The 15,557-nt window shown below is 54.3% G+C and carries 14 protein-coding genes and 1 pseudogene; 6 read left to right on the top strand and 9 right to left on the bottom strand.

What is annotated here, in order from left to right:
* Nucleotides 1-69 precede the first annotated feature (69 nt).
* Both can and CSTAT_RS06620 read left to right on the top strand, forming a co-directional pair.
* The gene (can, locus tag CSTAT_RS06615; protein WP_211272990.1) at nucleotides 70-2,886 is read left to right on the top strand and encodes an aconitate hydratase; all 2,817 of its coding nucleotides are present in this window, start codon (nucleotides 70-72) and stop codon (nucleotides 2,884-2,886) included.
* Between the two features lie 173 nt (nucleotides 2,887-3,059).
* Nucleotides 3,060-3,647 (top strand): TetR/AcrR family transcriptional regulator, encoded by a 588-nt coding sequence (locus CSTAT_RS06620; protein ID WP_066794037.1) that lies wholly within the window; start codon nucleotides 3,060-3,062, stop codon nucleotides 3,645-3,647.
* An 81-nt stretch (nucleotides 3,648-3,728) separates the two neighbouring features.
* On the opposite strand, the gene CSTAT_RS06625 is transcribed toward CSTAT_RS06620, so the two are convergent.
* Nucleotides 3,729-4,406, bottom strand: a complete 678-nt coding sequence (locus tag CSTAT_RS06625; protein WP_066794040.1) for an SDR family oxidoreductase — start codon at nucleotides 4,404-4,406, stop codon at nucleotides 3,729-3,731.
* A 157-nt stretch (nucleotides 4,407-4,563) separates the two neighbouring features.
* Here CSTAT_RS06625 and CSTAT_RS06630 point away from each other — a divergent pair, with 157 nt between their 5' ends.
* From CSTAT_RS06630 to CSTAT_RS06645, 4 genes and pseudogenes are all read left to right on the top strand, one after another.
* Nucleotides 4,564-4,833 (top strand): ACT domain-containing protein, encoded by a 270-nt coding sequence (locus tag CSTAT_RS06630; RefSeq protein ID WP_006823717.1) that lies wholly within the window; start codon nucleotides 4,564-4,566, stop codon nucleotides 4,831-4,833.
* Between the two features lie 17 nt (nucleotides 4,834-4,850).
* Nucleotides 4,851-6,209 carry a PFL family protein gene (locus CSTAT_RS06635; RefSeq protein WP_075722882.1) on the top strand — a complete coding sequence of 453 codons (1,359 nt, stop codon included), beginning with the start codon at nucleotides 4,851-4,853 and terminating at the stop codon, nucleotides 6,207-6,209.
* A 266-nt stretch (nucleotides 6,210-6,475) separates the two neighbouring features.
* The gene (locus tag CSTAT_RS06640; protein ID WP_244892800.1) at nucleotides 6,476-6,709 is read left to right on the top strand and encodes a hypothetical protein; all 234 of its coding nucleotides are present in this window, start codon (nucleotides 6,476-6,478) and stop codon (nucleotides 6,707-6,709) included.
* Nucleotides 6,667-7,266, top strand: a pseudogene (locus CSTAT_RS06645) (HNH endonuclease signature motif containing protein); the annotation flags it as partial. The gene CSTAT_RS06640 and the pseudogene CSTAT_RS06645, both read left to right, overlap by 43 nt.
* Nucleotides 7,267-7,449: 183 nt before the next feature.
* Here CSTAT_RS06645 and CSTAT_RS06650 read toward each other — a convergent pair.
* The 8 genes from CSTAT_RS06650 to CSTAT_RS06685 all read right to left on the bottom strand — a co-directional run bounded on the left by CSTAT_RS06650 (nucleotide 7,450) and on the right by CSTAT_RS06685 (nucleotide 15,519).
* A complete protein-coding gene (locus CSTAT_RS06650) occupies nucleotides 7,450-9,081 on the bottom strand; it encodes an ABC-F family ATP-binding cassette domain-containing protein (protein ID WP_075722883.1) in 1,632 nt (543 codons plus the stop codon).
* 147 nt (nucleotides 9,082-9,228) lie between these two features.
* Complete coding sequence (locus tag CSTAT_RS06655) at nucleotides 9,229-9,645, bottom strand: metal-sulfur cluster assembly factor (RefSeq protein WP_075722884.1); 417 nt, start codon at nucleotides 9,643-9,645, stop codon at nucleotides 9,229-9,231.
* Nucleotides 9,646-10,095 (bottom strand): Fe-S cluster assembly sulfur transfer protein SufU, encoded by a 450-nt coding sequence (gene sufU / locus CSTAT_RS06660; RefSeq protein WP_075722885.1) that lies wholly within the window; start codon nucleotides 10,093-10,095, stop codon nucleotides 9,646-9,648.
* Nucleotides 10,095-11,345, bottom strand: coding sequence for a cysteine desulfurase (locus CSTAT_RS06665; protein WP_075722886.1), 1,251 nt, complete (start codon nucleotides 11,343-11,345; stop codon nucleotides 10,095-10,097). The genes sufU and CSTAT_RS06665 overlap by 1 nt, the downstream gene beginning before the upstream one ends.
* Nucleotides 11,346-11,353: 8 nt before the next feature.
* Nucleotides 11,354-12,109, bottom strand: coding sequence for a Fe-S cluster assembly ATPase SufC (sufC, locus tag CSTAT_RS06670; RefSeq protein WP_075722887.1), 756 nt, complete (start codon nucleotides 12,107-12,109; stop codon nucleotides 11,354-11,356).
* A gap of 64 nt (nucleotides 12,110-12,173) precedes the next feature.
* Nucleotides 12,174-13,355, bottom strand: coding sequence for a Fe-S cluster assembly protein SufD (gene sufD / locus CSTAT_RS06675; RefSeq protein ID WP_066794059.1), 1,182 nt, complete (start codon nucleotides 13,353-13,355; stop codon nucleotides 12,174-12,176).
* Nucleotides 13,356-13,360: 5 nt separating this feature from the next.
* Complete coding sequence (gene sufB, locus CSTAT_RS06680) at nucleotides 13,361-14,806, bottom strand: Fe-S cluster assembly protein SufB (protein ID WP_066794063.1); 1,446 nt, start codon at nucleotides 14,804-14,806, stop codon at nucleotides 13,361-13,363.
* Nucleotides 14,803-15,519, bottom strand: a complete 717-nt coding sequence (locus tag CSTAT_RS06685; protein ID WP_075722888.1) for a helix-turn-helix transcriptional regulator — start codon at nucleotides 15,517-15,519, stop codon at nucleotides 14,803-14,805. Before CSTAT_RS06685 ends, sufB begins: the two co-directional genes overlap by 4 nt.
* Nucleotides 15,520-15,557: the final 38 nt, after the last annotated feature.

Genomic DNA, 15,557 nt, shown 5'->3' on the forward strand with positions numbered 1-15,557 from the left:
GGTTAGAAGGCAGCGGGTGGTGAGGATAACTGAATGTTTAGTTCAAAACAACAAGGAATGGAGCTCCCTGTGACTGAAAGCTTGAACTCCTTTGACACCAAGAAGACTCTTGATGTCAATGGCAAGGAATACACTTATTTCGACATTACCGCCGTTGAAGGCCTCGAGAAGCTTCCATACTCTCTGAAGGTCTTGGCAGAAAACCTTCTGCGCACCGAAGACGGTAAGAACGTAACCGAAGAGCACATCAAGGCTCTTGCAAACTGGGACCCAGAAGCTGAGCCAGAGACTGAAATTCAGTTCACCCCAGCTCGTGTTCTGATGCAGGACTTCACCGGTGTTCCATGTGTTGTCGACTTGGCAACCATGCGTGAGGCAGTTTCCGCACTGGGTGGTAGCCCAGACCAGGTAAACCCTCTGAACCCAGCCGAGATGGTTATTGACCACTCCGTTATTACTGAGGCATTCGGCTCCGCTGATGCTTTGGAAAAGAACGTTGAGATTGAGTACCAGCGCAACGAAGAGCGCTACCAGTTCCTGCGTTGGGGTGCTGAGAACTTCTCTAACTTCAAGGTTGTTCCTCCAGGAACCGGTATTGTCCACCAGGTAAACATTGAGTACCTGTCCCGCGTGGTCTTTGACAACGACGGTTTGGCATACCCAGATACCTGTATTGGTACTGACTCCCACACCACCATGGAAAACGGCCTGGGCATCCTGGGCTGGGGCGTTGGCGGCATCGAGGCTGAGGCAGCAATGCTTGGCCAGCCAGTTTCCATGCTTATCCCTAAGGTTGTTGGCTTCAAGCTGACCGGCGACATCCCAGCTGGCGTTACCGCAACCGACGTGGTTTTGACCATCACCCAGATGCTGCGTCAGCACGGCGTAGTCCAGAAGTTCGTAGAGTTCTACGGCAATGGCGTTAAGTCCATCCCACTGGCAAACCGCGCAACCATCGGCAACATGTCCCCTGAGTTCGGTTCCACCGCGGCAATGTTCCCAATCGACGAGGAAACCATCAAGTACCTCGAGCTGACCGGTCGCCCACAGGAGCAGATCGATCGCGTTGAGGCTTACGCCAAGGCTCAGACCATGTGGCTGGAGCAGGACGGTGTAGAGCCTAAGTTCTCTGAGTACCTCGAACTCGACCTGAGCACCGTTGTTCCTTCCATCGCTGGCCCTAAGCGTCCACAGGACCGCATCTTGCAGTCCGAGGCGAAGGAACAGTTCCGTAAGGACCTGGGCAACTACACCACCGACGAAGTTCTTGTCGATGAGTCCTCTGCTGCTGCAAAGCGCATGACCTCCGAGTCCGGCGTTGTTGCTGATGGTGACGACGTCACCGGTGGCCTGAACTACTCCCGCGCTGGTAAGGGCGAGTCTGCTGCAGCTGGTGCTGTTGGCCGTCAGTCCAACCCAGTTATCGTCGAGTCCCCTAACGGCGGCGAGTACACCCTGGACCACGGCATGGTTGCTATTGCTTCCATCACCTCTTGCACCAACACCTCTAACCCATCGGTCATGATCGGTGCTGGTCTGATTGCTCGCAAGGCTGCTGAGCTCGGTCTTGAGTCCAAGCCATGGGTTAAGACCATTTGTGCTCCTGGTTCCCAGGTTGTTGACGGCTACTTCCGTCGTGCAGACCTGTGGAAGGACCTTGAGGCTATGGGCTTCTACCTCTCCGGCTTCGGTTGCACCTCTTGTATCGGTAACTCTGGCCCACTGCCAGATGAGATCTCTGATGCCATCAACGAGCACGACTTGGCTGCAACCGCAGTTCTGTCGGGTAACCGTAACTTCGAAGGCCGCATCTCCCCTGACGTGAAGATGAACTACCTGGCTTCGCCAATCATGGTTATTGCTTACGCAATCGCTGGCACCATGGACTTCGACTTCGAGACCCAGGCTCTGGGTCAGGACAAGGACGGCAACGATGTCTTCTTGAAGGACATCTGGCCATCCACCGAAGAGATCGAAGCAACCATCCAGGAAGCTATCTCCCGCGAAATGTACGAAGCTGACTACGCTGACGTATTCAAGGGCGACGACGCATGGCGCAACCTGAACGTTCCAGAAGGCGAGACCTTCAAGTGGGACGAAGACTCCACCTACATTCGTAAGGCACCTTACTTCGATGGCATGGAAGCTGAGCCAGCTCCAGTTGAAGACATCAAGGGCGCTCGCGTTCTGGTGAAGCTGGGCGACTCGGTCACCACTGACCACATCTCCCCTGCTTCGGCTATTAAGCCAGGCACCCCAGCTGCTCAGTACCTGGATGCACACGGTGTTGACCGCGTTGACTACAACTCCTTGGGCTCTCGTCGTGGTAACCACGAGGTCATGGTTCGCGGTACCTTCGCTAACATCCGTCTGGCTAACCAGTTGGTTGATATCACCGGTGGCTACACCTTGGACTTCACCAAGGAAGATGCACCACAGTCCTTCATCTACGATGCGTCTGTGAACTACCAGGAAGCTGGCATCCCGCTGGTCGTCCTCGGTGGTAAGGAATACGGTTCCGGTTCTTCCCGTGACTGGGCTGCTAAGGGCACCAACCTGCTGGGTGTTAAGGCAGTTATCGTTGAGTCCTTCGAGCGTATTCACCGCTCCAACCTCATCGGTATGGGCGTTGTCCCATTGCAGTTCCCTGCTGGTGAGTCTCACGAGTCCCTCGGCCTTGACGGCCACGAGACCTTCGACATCGAAGGCCTTGAGGAACTCAACAATGGCACCACGCCAAAGACCCTGAAGGTCACCGCAACCAAGGATTCCGGCGAAAAGGTTGAGTTCGACGCAACCGTTCGTATCGACACCCCGGGTGAGGCTGACTACTTCCGTCACGGCGGTATTCTGCAGTACGTTCTGCGTCAGATGGTCAAGTCTTAAGATAAAGGCTGACTGTCACCGCCGGAATTTGTAAGCAAGTGCACCAGGCGATGACGACAGAATAAAGCGGGGTCACGATTATTTGTCGTGACCCCGCTTAGTCTTTGAACCCTCGTTTATAAACCTCTATATCCCGTAGTGTTTAACTATTTTCAAAGGAGCAGGCTGAGCTTATGCCAATCATTAGCGATGAAGAGCTAAACCGCCGTCGCCATGACATTTTGGTGGGCGCGCGTAAATGCTTTGCAGACCATGGCTATGAAGGCGCTACTGTTCGCCTGCTCGAGGAAGCCACGGGGAAATCTCGCGGCGCAATTTTTCACCACTTCGGTGATAAAGAATCGCTGTTTCTGGCACTCGCCAAAGAAGACACGCTGCGTCAGGCAGAAGTCGTAGCCAATAATGGTCTGGTTGAGGTGATGCGCGAGATGTTGCGCCACCCCGAACGCCATGACTGGTTGGCTACGCGCTTAGAGGTTGCCTCGCTGGTGCGCACTGACCCGTCTTTCCGTGTCCGCTGGAAAGACCAGCAGTCCATCTTGGATGAGGCCATGCGTGCTCGTCTGCGCTCTAAAGCAGAGCAAGGCCGCGTGCGCGGCGACATCTCCGTGGACACGCTTATGGCTTATCTACAGACGTTTATGGACGGGTTTATCTCTCGGTTAGTGCAAGGCGATACTCACGACCTCGAAGCCGTGCTGGATATCGTAGAGCACTCGATTCGTACGGCAACCTCGGCGAAGTTGAAAGCAACCGAATAGCGATAAAAACGCCCAAGGGCCGGGCACATCCTATGTACTTCAGGATGTGCCCGGCCCTTTCTCTAGTCTTAGGTCTAGGGTTTAGGACTCCCAGATGCTGGAGACTGGCTTGTCGCCGGTGTAGAACTCCAGCGGTGCGTGTGGTGGCACCTTGTCTTCGTTGATGATCTCAGCGATGACATCGGCAACCAATTCGCGTGGGGTCTTAGCATCGCCGTCGCGCACACTTCTTGGCTCGGTGACGGTAATACCAGCAGCTGGGTCTTCAGTTAGCAGGCCAGGGCCTAGGATTACGTGGTCGAGGCTCGAGGAGTTGATGCGGTTATCGGCATTCTTCTTCGATTCCACGTAGGCGTACCAAGAGCCACCGTCATTTTCTACTTCATTGGTGGTAGCGCCCATGTAGGAAATCATAATCAGTCGAGGTGCCTTCTCCCCGAGTGATTCCATGCCCTCAACCAAGGCGATGGCGCCATCTTGGTCAACGGCAAAAGTGAGATCAGCACCGCCCCGGCCACCGTTGCCGGCGCCCCAGACGACGACATCGAAGCCATCGACAAGTTGTGCCCAATCAGCAGCACTTTGCTTCGTGATATCAGCGATAACTGGAGTAGCTCCAAGGCCTTCCAGTTCAGCTTTGTATTCAGGATTGCGCACGAGCGAGTGAACCTCGTGACCTTTTTCTACGAGCTTCGGGGTGGTTAGCAAACCAATCTTGCCGTGACCACCGATGTACAGAACTTTCTTCGTATCAGGCATGACCCCACCCTAACCGCGCCGCGGCGAAATTCCCACCGTTGCGACGTATTTTACGAACATCAGCACAACTTCCAGGCGAAGTAAGTTTAGCCACCTATTAGCGAATGGCGTCGAGCCTGTTAACGCTTGTGAATCGTACCTAGCTAGGATGTTATTTATGATTGCCATCATGACTGTTACCGGTGCCGATCGCACTGGAATTATTGCCCAAGTAACTACTGCCCTCGCGGAACTCAATGTCAATATCGTGGATGTGTCCCAGACTTTGATGTCGGGTTATTTCACCATGATTTTGCGCGTGGAACTTCTCGATTCTGAAACTTCTATTCAAAAGATCCAAGAGCGCATGAAACCCGTTGAGGAAGAAACACAGCAGGTCATCCGTATCCAGTCGGAAGACCTGTTTACCGCGATGAACGAAATTTAAAGGGAGCCGCATTCGCAATGGCATTTGAAACACACGGCATCCTCGACACCATCGAGATGATTGAGAAATATCGCCTCGATATCCGCACCGTTACCATGGGTATTTCCTTGCTGGGCTGTACTCGCACCACCATGGAAGAGACCTGCCAGGCTATTTATGACCGAGTAACCACTCAGGCTGAGCACCTCGTTGAGGTGTGTGAGGGCATTGAAGCCGAGCTGGGTATTCCTATCGTCAACAAGCGCATCTCCGTCACCCCTATCTCTTTGGTTGTTGCAGGCGTTGACGGTGACCCGGTTGATGCCGCTAAGGCTTTGGATAAGGCCGCTAAGAAGGTGGGCGTTAACTTTGTCGGCGGTTACTCTGCATTGGTTGAAAAGGGTGCAACCACCGCGGAAAAGAACCTGATTAATTCAATTCCGGAAGCTCTGGCGACTACCGACGTGGTGTGCTCTTCGGTCAATATTGCATCGTCGCGCGCAGGTATCAATATGAATGCTGTGGCAAAGATGGGCGAGATTATTAAAGAATCTGCCGAGCTGACCAAGGATAACTCGGCAATTGCTTGTGCAAAGCTCGTCGTCTTTGCCAACTCCGTAGGCGATAATCCGTTCATGGCTGGTGCCTTCCACGGCATTGAGGAGCCAGATTGCGTCGTATCCGTTGGCGTCTCTGGCCCTGGCGTTGTTGACCGTGCGCTGGGCAACCTTACTGGCGCTTCCTTGGATCAGGTTGCTGAAGAAATCAAGAAGGCAGCGTTTAAGATCACTCGTGCTGGCCAGTTGGTGGGCAACATGGCCTCAGAGCGCCTCGGCGTGCCTTTTGGCATCGTGGACCTTTCTCTGGCTCCTACCGCGGAGTTGGGCGACTCGGTCGCGCACATCTTGGAACACATGGGCTTGGACCAAGTCGGAACGCATGGCACCACCGCGGCACTCGCGCTGCTTAACGATGCAGTTAAGAAGGGCGGCATGATGGCATGCTCCCGTGTTGGTGGTTTGTCTGGTTCCTTTATCCCTGTCTCTGAAGATAAGGGCATGATCGATGCCGTACGCTCTGGTGCAATTTCTATGGACAAGCTTGAAGCCATGACTGCAATCTGCTCCGTTGGCTTTGACATGATCGCGCTTCCAGGTGATACCTCTGCCTCGACTATCGCCGGTATGATTGCTGATGAAGCAGCCATTGGCGTGATGAACCATAAGACCACCGCGGTGCGCGTCATCCCGGTCCCGGGCAAGACTGTCGGCGATGAAGTTAACTTTGGCGGACTGTTGGGCTACGCGCCCATCATCCCTGTCAACACGGTGGGCAACTCCGAGTTCATTTCTCGTGGCGGGTTCATTCCCGCTCCGGTACATGGATTTAGAAACTAATACCCGATAGTTTCACCCCCATACCTATGGTGCGGCCAAATACTTCTGGCCGCACCATAGGTATTTTTTATAACTTAATGAGCTGGGGTTTTGCCCGCATTTTGGGGGTTAAATTCAAAACATCTTGCATGCAGGCTCAATCTCCCTGTAGTTTTCCCTGCGAATCGGTGGAGAAACGAATTTATAATTAGTAACGTTTACTTATCTATTCGTTTGGTTTATTTACGTGACCGGTATGTATTAATCGTTCTATTGAATCTGGGCAGGTGACTATTTTGGGCGAGTTTATTATTGACCGCTGGCAAGACATCACCTTTCGCGCATACCAGCATGCTTCACTGGTATTGCAGTCGGTGTTGCTAGCGCTAGTCATTGCACTCATTATCGCGGTTTTAGTTTCTTCGCACCATCGTGCGACCGCAATTGCTAACTCACTTTCATCAATTGGCTTAACGCTGCCATCACCAACGACGACCAACCACGCTCCGAAGCACTACTAGAACCATTTTGGGATTTAGTCGAAGGCAACGGCACCGGGCTTATCAAGCCTGCATACCGCACGGTTATCGCTATCGGTCTCGACGATTTCGCCAAAGTCTCGTGCGGAACGACCATGACCGACGTCGAGCTCATCAACGCTGCCATGGAAGGTGGCCTCGGCGACAAGCTTTACGTCGGGCTTTTCCACCCCACCGCCGGGCCGGTCAACCTCTACGAAGGACGGTTCGTATCGGATAAGCTACGGACGCTCGCCATGGCAGAGAATCTCGTGTGTCCTTGGCCGGACTGCAACGTGCCTGCCGATAGGTGCTAGGTGCACCATATCGATGCTCATAAGAACGGCGGGCACACTAAGCCATCGAACCTAACGATGCTGTGCAAGTATCACAACGGCGTGAACGACGATGACCCCAATGGACCGCGCAAGAAACGGAAACGGCCGAGTCGCGGCAGGATGCGACGACACCGCGGTAGAGTCCGCCTCCACACTCCGGGCGGCAAACTCGTGGGTAACACCCATGCCCTGAGCAGCATGGGAGCAATGAACCTGATCTAATTTCCAGGACATGAGAAAACCCAACTAGAAATATCATCCTAGTTGGGAAATTCGGCGATCGGTTTTCAAAAATGGGAGCCTACAAAGGCTGCTACGACTGATCAAATCCTTGCACAATAAAGTTAGAGAGCCTCTAGTACACCTTCAAAGATGACACCGAGGTATGCAAGTGGGTTTAGAAGGCTAGGCGAGCTCAACGATCTCCATGTATTCGTCCGACCAGAGGTCTTCATCGCCGTCGGGCATGATTATGACACGTTCGGGTTCTAGGGCCTTGACTGCGCCAGGGTCGTGGGTCACGAGGACCACGGCGCCGGTGTAGGTCTTGAGAGCGTCGAGGACCTGCTCGCGGGACTGTGGGTCAAGGTTGTTGGTGGGCTCATCGAGAAGCAGCACGTTAGCACGTGATGAAACTAGCGATGCTAGCGAAAGCCTGGTCTTTTCACCACCGGATAAGGTACCAGCTGGCTGCTGCAACTTGTCGCCAGAGAACATGAACGCGCCCAGCAAACCGCGAAGGTCCTGCTGGCCTGCATCTGGACATGCCTCGATGGTGTTTTCCCAGACAGTTTTATCAGGGTTGATGTTGTCGTGTTCCTGCGCAAAGTATCCGATGCGCAGACCGTGTCCGGAGACAATGCCGCCTTCGCCGTCGGTGCGCTCAACACCGGCGAGAAGCTTGAGCAGTGTGGTCTTACCGGCACCGTTGGTGCCCAGCACAACGACGCGGGAGCCCTTATCGATGGCCAGGTCAACTCCGGCGAATACTTCCAGTGAGCCGTACATCTTGGTCAGACCCTTGGCAAACATTGGGGTCTTACCGCATGCAGCGGGTTCGGGGAATTTGATGCTGGCGACCTTGTCGGACACGCGAACTTCATCAAGTTGATTCATCATGCGATCCGCGCGGGCGAGCATCTGCTTGGCAGCTGCCGCCTTGGTAGCCTTCGCACCCAGCTTAGCGGCCTGCTTATGCAAGGCTGCAGCCTTCTTCTCCGCATTGGCGCGCTCACGGCGGCGACGGGCCTCATCGGTGGCACGTGCGTCTAGGTACTTCTTATAGCCCATGTTGTAGATATCAGCCTCAGCGCGCACGGCATCGAGGAACCAAATCTTATTACAGACTGCGTCGAGGAGTTCAACATCGTGAGAGATCACGATGAGCCCGCCCTCGTGGTTAGACAAGAATCCACGCAGCCACGTAATGGAGTCGGCATCGAGGTGGTTGGTGGGCTCATCGAGAAGCAAAGTGGTCTCCGACTTACCTGAACCGGAAGTTGCAGCAAAGAGAATCTGTGCAAGCTCGACGCGGCGGCGCTGACCACCGGAAAGCGTTCCTAGCTTCTGGTCAAGCACACGTACTGGCAAACCTAGGTTGTCACAGATCTGCGCACACTCAGCATCCGCTTCATAGCCGCCAAGCGCTTGGTAGCGCTCTTCCAGACGTGAGTACTTATCGATGGCCTTATCGCGCTTCTTCTCATCCTCAGTGGTCTCCATGATCTCCTGAGCTTTCGCCATGGAGCGCTTAATCTCATCGAGTCCGCGAGCCGACAACACACGCTCACGCGCGGTCTGTTCAATATTGCCTTCACGGGAGTCCTGCGGCAGATAGCCAATAGGACCAGAAGATACGACCTTGCCGCCGTACGGCTCGGTCTCCCCTGCCAGGATGCGCATCGAGGTCGTCTTGCCCGCACCGTTGCGACCAATCAATCCGATCCGGTCACCGGGCTGCACACGCAGTTGCTGGCCAGGTGCCTCGAGTAGCGTACGGGCGCCGACGCGCACTTCCAAGTCTTGGGTAACAATCACAACGAACCATTCTAACGGTCAAAGCCGTAGTTCCTAATTAAGCACTATGTAAAGAAAAGAAATTCGCCTCAGCACACCCAAAGTGTGCACTGAGGCGAATCTTTAAACCCGGTTTAAATCGGTATTTCCCCGGGTATTAGAACAAGATTAAACGGAGAAACCTAGAGCCTGGAGCTGCTCACGGCCTTCTTCGGTAATCATGTTGGGACCCCATGGCGGCATCCAAACCCAGTTGAGGTCAACTGCCTCTGCCTGCTTATTGCCGATGATGGCATCTTCAATCTGCTCAGCAATAACGTCAGTCAAAGGACATGCAGGCGAAGTCAAGGTCATGTTGATAACAACGGTGTTCTTGCCTTCGAGCTCTTCAAACCACATGTCGTAGACCAAACCAAGGTCAACAATATTGATGCCCAGCTCAGGGTCAACCACGTCGCGCATGTACTCCGCAACATCGTAGATCTTGGCGATCTGTTCTTCGGTTTGCTCAGGGCGCGTACGCGCACCGTCGAAAGAAGAGCTTTCGTTTTGGTACGGATCGGGAGTTGGGTTTGCATTAGTCATTTATGACTCCAATTCGTCGAGTGCGTCAGCCGACGCAGCTTGGAAGGCTTTCCAGCCTAGTAGTGCACATTTTACGCGAGCCGGATACTGAGATACACCGGAAAAAGCTACGCCATCACCGATGATGTCTTCGTCGCCTTCTTCCTTGCCACGAGAGGTAATCATCTTTTCGAACTCAGCGAGCTTAAAGTTCGCTTCTTCTAAAGACTTGCCGATAATTTCCTCTGTCATAACCGAAGTCGATGCCTGAGAAATCGAGCAACCAATCGCGTCATAGGAGACATCTTCCACCGTCTTGCCATCTGCGGACAGCTGGACCCTAAGGGTCAGCTCATCACCACAAGATGGGTTGACGTGGTGAACTTCCGCCTGAAACGGTTCGCGTAAACCCTTGTGCTGTGGGTTTTTATAGTGATCCAAGATCACTTCTTGGTACATCGAATCAAGCATTAATTCACCCCAAAGAAATTCTTAGCCGCCACGATCGCCTCAACCAAGACATCGATCTCGTCGCGGGTGTTGTACAGATAAAAACTAGCACGCGCAGTGGACTGCACACCCATGGTGCGGTGTACCGGCCATGCACAGTGGTGGCCAACGCGAATAGCTACACCATGGTCGTCGAGAACCTGGCCCAAGTCATGTGGGTGAATGCCATCAACCTGGAAGGACAAAGCCGCGCCACGGTCTTCAGGCGATGTCGGACCAACAATAGTCAAGCCCTCAATCGCGGTGAGCTTTTCCAGCGCATAAGCGGTGAGGTCTTGCTCGTGAGTATGGATATTTTCCATGCCGATTTCAGACAAGAATTTCACTGCGGCACCGAGGCCAACAACCTGGCTGGTCATTTGAGTGCCCGCTTCAAAGCGCTGCGGAGGAGCCGCGAACGTGGTCTTTTCCATGGTGACAACTTCGATCATGGATCCACCGGTCAAAAATGGCGGCAGCTTCTCCAAGTGTTCAGCCTTGCCATAGAGCACGCCAACACCGGAAGGGCCACACATCTTATGCCCGGAAAAAGCTGCGAAATCCACATCGAGTGCATGGAAATCAACCGGCATGTGCGGCACCGACTGGCAAGCATCCAGCACGGTAAGTGCACCGACAGCCTTTGCCCGACGAACGATTTCATCGACGTCAGCTACAGCACCCGTCACATTGGACTGGTGAGTAAAGGCCACAACTTTGACAGACTCATCGAGCTCGAGCGAATCAAGATCAATGCGCCCGTCCTTTGTGGTCTTGTACCACCGCAAAGTAGCGCCGGTACGCTCGGCAAGCTCCTGCCACGGCACCAGGTTTGCGTGGTGCTCTAGTTCCGTGATGACGATGGTGTCATCAGCGGTGACCTGGAGCTTGCCCGCGCGAGCATCGCCAAGCACGAAAGCGACTTCGTTAAGGGCTTCGGTCGCGTTTTTAGTAAACGCGATTTCCTCGCCCTTAGCGCCAACGAAAGCGGCAATGCTATCGCGTGCAGATTCATAGGCGTCAGTAGCTTCTTCGGCCAACTGGTATGCACCACGGTGAACGGGCGCAAACTTATTCAGCACGAAGTCTTCTTCGGCCTTCCACACCGGCAGCGGGCGTTGGGAAGTAGCGCCCGAGTCGAGATAGACCAAAGGTTTATCGCCTCGAACCGTCCTGCGAAGCACAGGGAACTGGCTGCGGATAGATTCAATATCAAATGCTGGTGTGGACATAATCTTTCTTAGATGAACTGCTCGTAGCCGGAATTCTCAAGATCTTGTGCGAGCTCAGCGCCGCCAGTCTTGATGATTTGGCCATCGGAGAAGATGTGTACGAAGTCAGGAACGACGTAGTTGAGGATGCGCTGGTAGTGCGTAATCATGATGATTCCGCCCTTGGTTTCCTCCTGGTAGGAGTTGATTCCGTCGGAAACAATGCGCAGTGCGTCAACGTCGAGACCGGAGTCGGTCTCATCCATGACAGCGAACTTTGGCTTGAGCAGGTCGAGTTGCATTACTTCGTGGCGCTTCTTCTCGCCACCGGAGAAGCCTTCGTTTACGGAACGAGCAATGAAGGACTTATCGATGTGCAGACGCTCACGAGCTTCCTTGAGCTCATTGTTCCACTCACGCAGCTTCGGTGCTTCACCGCGCACAGCGGTAACAGCGGAGCGCATGAACTGGCTCATCTTCACGCCAGCAACCTCAGTTGGGTACTGCATAGCCAAGAAGAGGCCCGCGCGTGCGCGCTCGTCGACCTCAAGGTCGAGGATATTTTCGCCATCAAGCAGGACTTCGCCCTCGGTAACCTCGTAGCGCGGGTGACCAGCAATGACGTAGGACAAGGTGGACTTGCCGGAGCCGTTAGGGCCCATGATGGCGTGGGTCTCACCGGAGTTAACGGTCAAGTTAACGCCCTTGAGGATTGGCTTTGGCTCTGCGCCTTCCTCGCTCGGCAGGACTTGGGCGTGGAGGTTCTTGATTTCTAGAGTAGACAATCTAGTGCTCTTTCTGTCTGATTAGTCTGATACTTGCGGTGTATGAAGTGTTACGCGTGTGCTTTTAAGCGTTGATCTTTTCGAGTTCGACAGCAACGCGGCGCTCAAGCTCCTCGCTCAAAGACTGAACCGGGATGCGGTGAATGACTTCATTGAAGAAGCCTCGAATGATCAAACGACGTGCCTCATCAGCAGGGATGCCGCGGGACATGAGGTAGAACAGCTCTAGGTCGTCGAAGCGACCGACTGTTGCAGCGTGACCAGCGCCCGAAATTTCGCCGGTCTCAATTTCCAGGTTTGGAATCGAGTCAGCGCGAGCGCCGTCCGACAGAATCAGGTTGTTGTTGGTCTCGTAAGTGTCAGTGCCAGGTGCAGAAGAACGAATCAGAACGTCACCAACCCAGCAGGTACGTGCTTCATTTTCCTTGGTGCCCTGCAGAGCGCCCTTGTAGAGGACGTTCGAGCGGCAATTTGGAACCGAGTGGTCAACCAGCAAACGGTTTTCGAAATACTGGCCAGCATCAGCGAAGTAAACGCCCAGCAGTTCAGCGTCGCCGCCAGGAGCGGTGTAGCGAACGCGTGGGAAGATACGTACAACCTCGCCACCGAAGATGGCGGAGTTGTGGCGCATGACGGAGTCACGGCCCATCACGATGGACTGGTTAGACAAGTGAACTGCGTCGTTGTTCCAGTCAGCGTCAATGATGACGGTTACATGTGCACCGTCGCCAATGACGAATCCAAGGTTATCAGCGTGGGTGCCGGAGCCTTCGTACTTGACAACCAAGGTCACTTCGGCGTGACGGCCAACATCAAAGGTGGTCGCGCCGAAGGAAACGTTGCCCTCGCCAGCGCCCGAGATGGTGACCTCGATTGGCTGATCGGAGCGAGTGTCAGGGTCAATGGTGATTAGCGTTGCTTCCGGCATGGAGGTCCACGCCTGCGCAGCTACGCGATCCGAAGGTGCGCCAGCAGCGCGCAGACGCTCATTGGTGCCGTCTACGGTTTCAACCTTGACGCCTTCAGGAGCGGTTACGTTGGTTTGCTGTGGAACAACCTTCAGGGACTCAGCGAAAGAACCGTTGTGGAGGCCGCGTAGACGACGCAGTGAAACAAAGCGCCATTCCTCATCGCGACCGCCCGGAACCTCGAAAGCATCGACGTCGAAAGAGGTAGGCAGATCGCCCTTTGTCTGGTAGCCAGCGCCTTCGACAACTGCGCTAGAAAATTCGTTAGAATTCAGCATTTTGTTTAGCCTACGGATCCTTCCATTTGCAGTTCGATCAGACGGTTGAGCTCAAGCGCGTACTCCATTGGGAGTTCCTTCGCAATTGGCTCAACGAAACCGCGTACGATCATCGCCATTGCTTCTTCTTCCTCGATGCCGCGAGACATCAGGTAGAACAGCTGCTCTTCGGAAACCTGCGAAACCGTCGCCTCGTGACCCAGGGTCACGTAGTCATTACGGATGTCGTTGTAAGGGTATGTATCCGAGCGGGAGATGTTGTCTACCAGCAAGGCGTCACACTCAACGTTGGAGTATGAGTGGTGCGCGTTCGGGTGTACCTCAATCAGGCCACGGTAGGCGGTACGACCACCAGCGCGGGCAACAGACTTCGAGACGATGTTAGAAGAGGTGTATGGAGCCAGGTGCTTCATCTTCGCACCGGTGTCCTGGAACTGGCCTTCGCCGGCAAACGCTACGGAGAGAACTTCGCCCTTAGCGTGAGGACCCATCATCCATACCGCTGGGTACTTCATGGTGACCTTGGAGCCGATGTTGCCATCGACCCATTCCATGGTGCCGCCCTCTTCTACCTTGGTGCGCTTGGTCACCAAGTTGTAGACGTTGTTGGACCAGTTCTGAATGGTGGTGTAGCGGCAGCGTCCACCCTTCTTCACGATGATCTCAACGACTGCAGAGTGCAGGGAGTCAGACTTGTAAATAGGTGCAGTACAGCCCTCTACGTAGTGCACGTAGGCATCCTCATCAACAATGATCAGGGTGCGTTCGAACTGACCCATGTTCTCAGTGTTAATGCGGAAGTAAGCCTGCAGTGGAATGTCTACGTGGACTCCTGGTGGAACGTAGATAAAGGAGCCGCCGGACCACACAGCAGAGTTCAAGGCAGAGAACTTGTTGTCACCAGCTGGGATGACGGTACCGAAGTACTCCTTGAACATCTCAGGGTGTTCCTTCAAAGCGGTGTCGGTATCCAGGAAGATAACGCCCTGCTCCTCCAGGTCCTCGCGGATCTGGTGGTAGACAACCTCAGATTCGTACTGCGCAGCAACACCTGCGACCAGGCGCTGCTTCTCAGCTTCTGGAATACCCAACTTGTCGTAGGTTTCCTTGATGTCGTCTGGGAGGTCCTCCCAGGTCTGAGCCTGCTTTTCGGTGGACTTGACGTAGTACTTAATGTTGTCGAAGTCGATGCCGGAAAGATCGGCACCCCACTTTGGCATTGGCTTCTTCTCAAACATGCGAAGAGCCTTAAGACGCTGTTCCAGCATCCACTCGGACTCGTTCTTCTGAGAAGAAATATCGCGGACAACGTCCTCGCTTAGGCCACGGCGTGCTGCTGCACCCGCGACGTCAGAGTCGTGCCAGCCGAATTCATAAGCACCAATGGACTCAATGATCTCGTCATCGGTCATCTTCTTTTCAGTACCTGGCGCCGGTTTTGCCTGGGTCATGCCCTGCTCCTTTCGTCTGAATTTTTATTAATTGGTGTCAAGGGGATATTCGTTGTACAGATTCCGTGGCCATCTGCAATAGAGGCTAAGGGCTGTACGTGAGTGCCTAACAGGGCGGAAAAGACTTCCTGTTCCGCCTCACACAATTCTGGGTGCTGCTCGGCCACTCGAGCTACTGGGCAATGGTGCTGACAAACTTGTACACCTTGTCCAGCCTCACTGATGGTGGCTGCATACCCATTATCGCCCAGTGCAGCTGCAAGTTTACGGGCTACATCCACGACCGATTCATCCGCCCCCACGAGGGGTTCGATGTCAGCGAGAATCCGTTCCATGCGCAGAATGGCGAATTTCTTGACAGCTTCAGAGCCACCGATCTCGCGCAGCGTATCGAGTGCTTCTGAAGCAAGTTCGTCATAAGTATGGCCGAACTGGGATCGACCTTTATCTGTGAGGCGAAAGTGCTTAGCCGGTCTGCCACGCCCCGCTGCTTGCCCATTTTTGGGCTGCGGACGGCGATTGACAACTTCCGTCAAGCCATCTTCCACCAGGATGTCTAAATGCCGGCGTACGCCAGCGGCTGAAAGACCAAGCTCTGTGCCCAAATCGGACGCGGTGATCGGACCTTCTTTGAGCAGCAAAAGCATGACTTGGCGGCGCGTGTCGCCATCAGTTGACCGAGTCTCGGACTGTAACTGTATTTCTGTCGCCATTGCGCCCACCTCCTTTTGCTCTCTCTTTAGACAACACT

The sequence above is a fragment of the Corynebacterium stationis genome, assembly GCF_001941345.1.
GTDB lineage: Bacteria > Actinomycetota > Actinomycetes > Mycobacteriales > Mycobacteriaceae > Corynebacterium > Corynebacterium stationis.

What these genes read in the sequence shown, in the direction of transcription:
- CSTAT_RS06630 (WP_006823717.1), top strand. Translation starts at nt 4,564, where the DNA reads ATGATTGCCATCATGACTGTTACCGGTGCCGATCGCACTGGAATTATT.
- sufD (WP_066794059.1), bottom strand. Translation starts at nt 13,355, where the DNA reads ATGCTGAATTCTAACGAATTTTCTAGCGCAGTTGTCGAAGGCGCTGGC.
- sufB (WP_066794063.1), bottom strand. Translation starts at nt 14,806, where the DNA reads ATGACCCAGGCAAAACCGGCGCCAGGTACTGAAAAGAAGATGACCGAT.
- CSTAT_RS06625 (WP_066794040.1), bottom strand. Translation starts at nt 4,406, where the DNA reads ATGCCTGATACGAAGAAAGTTCTGTACATCGGTGGTCACGGCAAGATT.
- CSTAT_RS06655 (WP_075722884.1), bottom strand. Translation starts at nt 9,645, where the DNA reads ATGACTAATGCAAACCCAACTCCCGATCCGTACCAAAACGAAAGCTCT.
- sufU (WP_075722885.1), bottom strand. Translation starts at nt 10,095, where the DNA reads ATGCTTGATTCGATGTACCAAGAAGTGATCTTGGATCACTATAAAAAC.
- CSTAT_RS06635 (WP_075722882.1), top strand. Translation starts at nt 4,851, where the DNA reads ATGGCATTTGAAACACACGGCATCCTCGACACCATCGAGATGATTGAG.
- CSTAT_RS06665 (WP_075722886.1), bottom strand. Translation starts at nt 11,345, where the DNA reads ATGTCCACACCAGCATTTGATATTGAATCTATCCGCAGCCAGTTCCCT.
- CSTAT_RS06620 (WP_066794037.1), top strand. Translation starts at nt 3,060, where the DNA reads ATGCCAATCATTAGCGATGAAGAGCTAAACCGCCGTCGCCATGACATT.
- CSTAT_RS06685 (WP_075722888.1), bottom strand. Translation starts at nt 15,519, where the DNA reads ATGGCGACAGAAATACAGTTACAGTCCGAGACTCGGTCAACTGATGGC.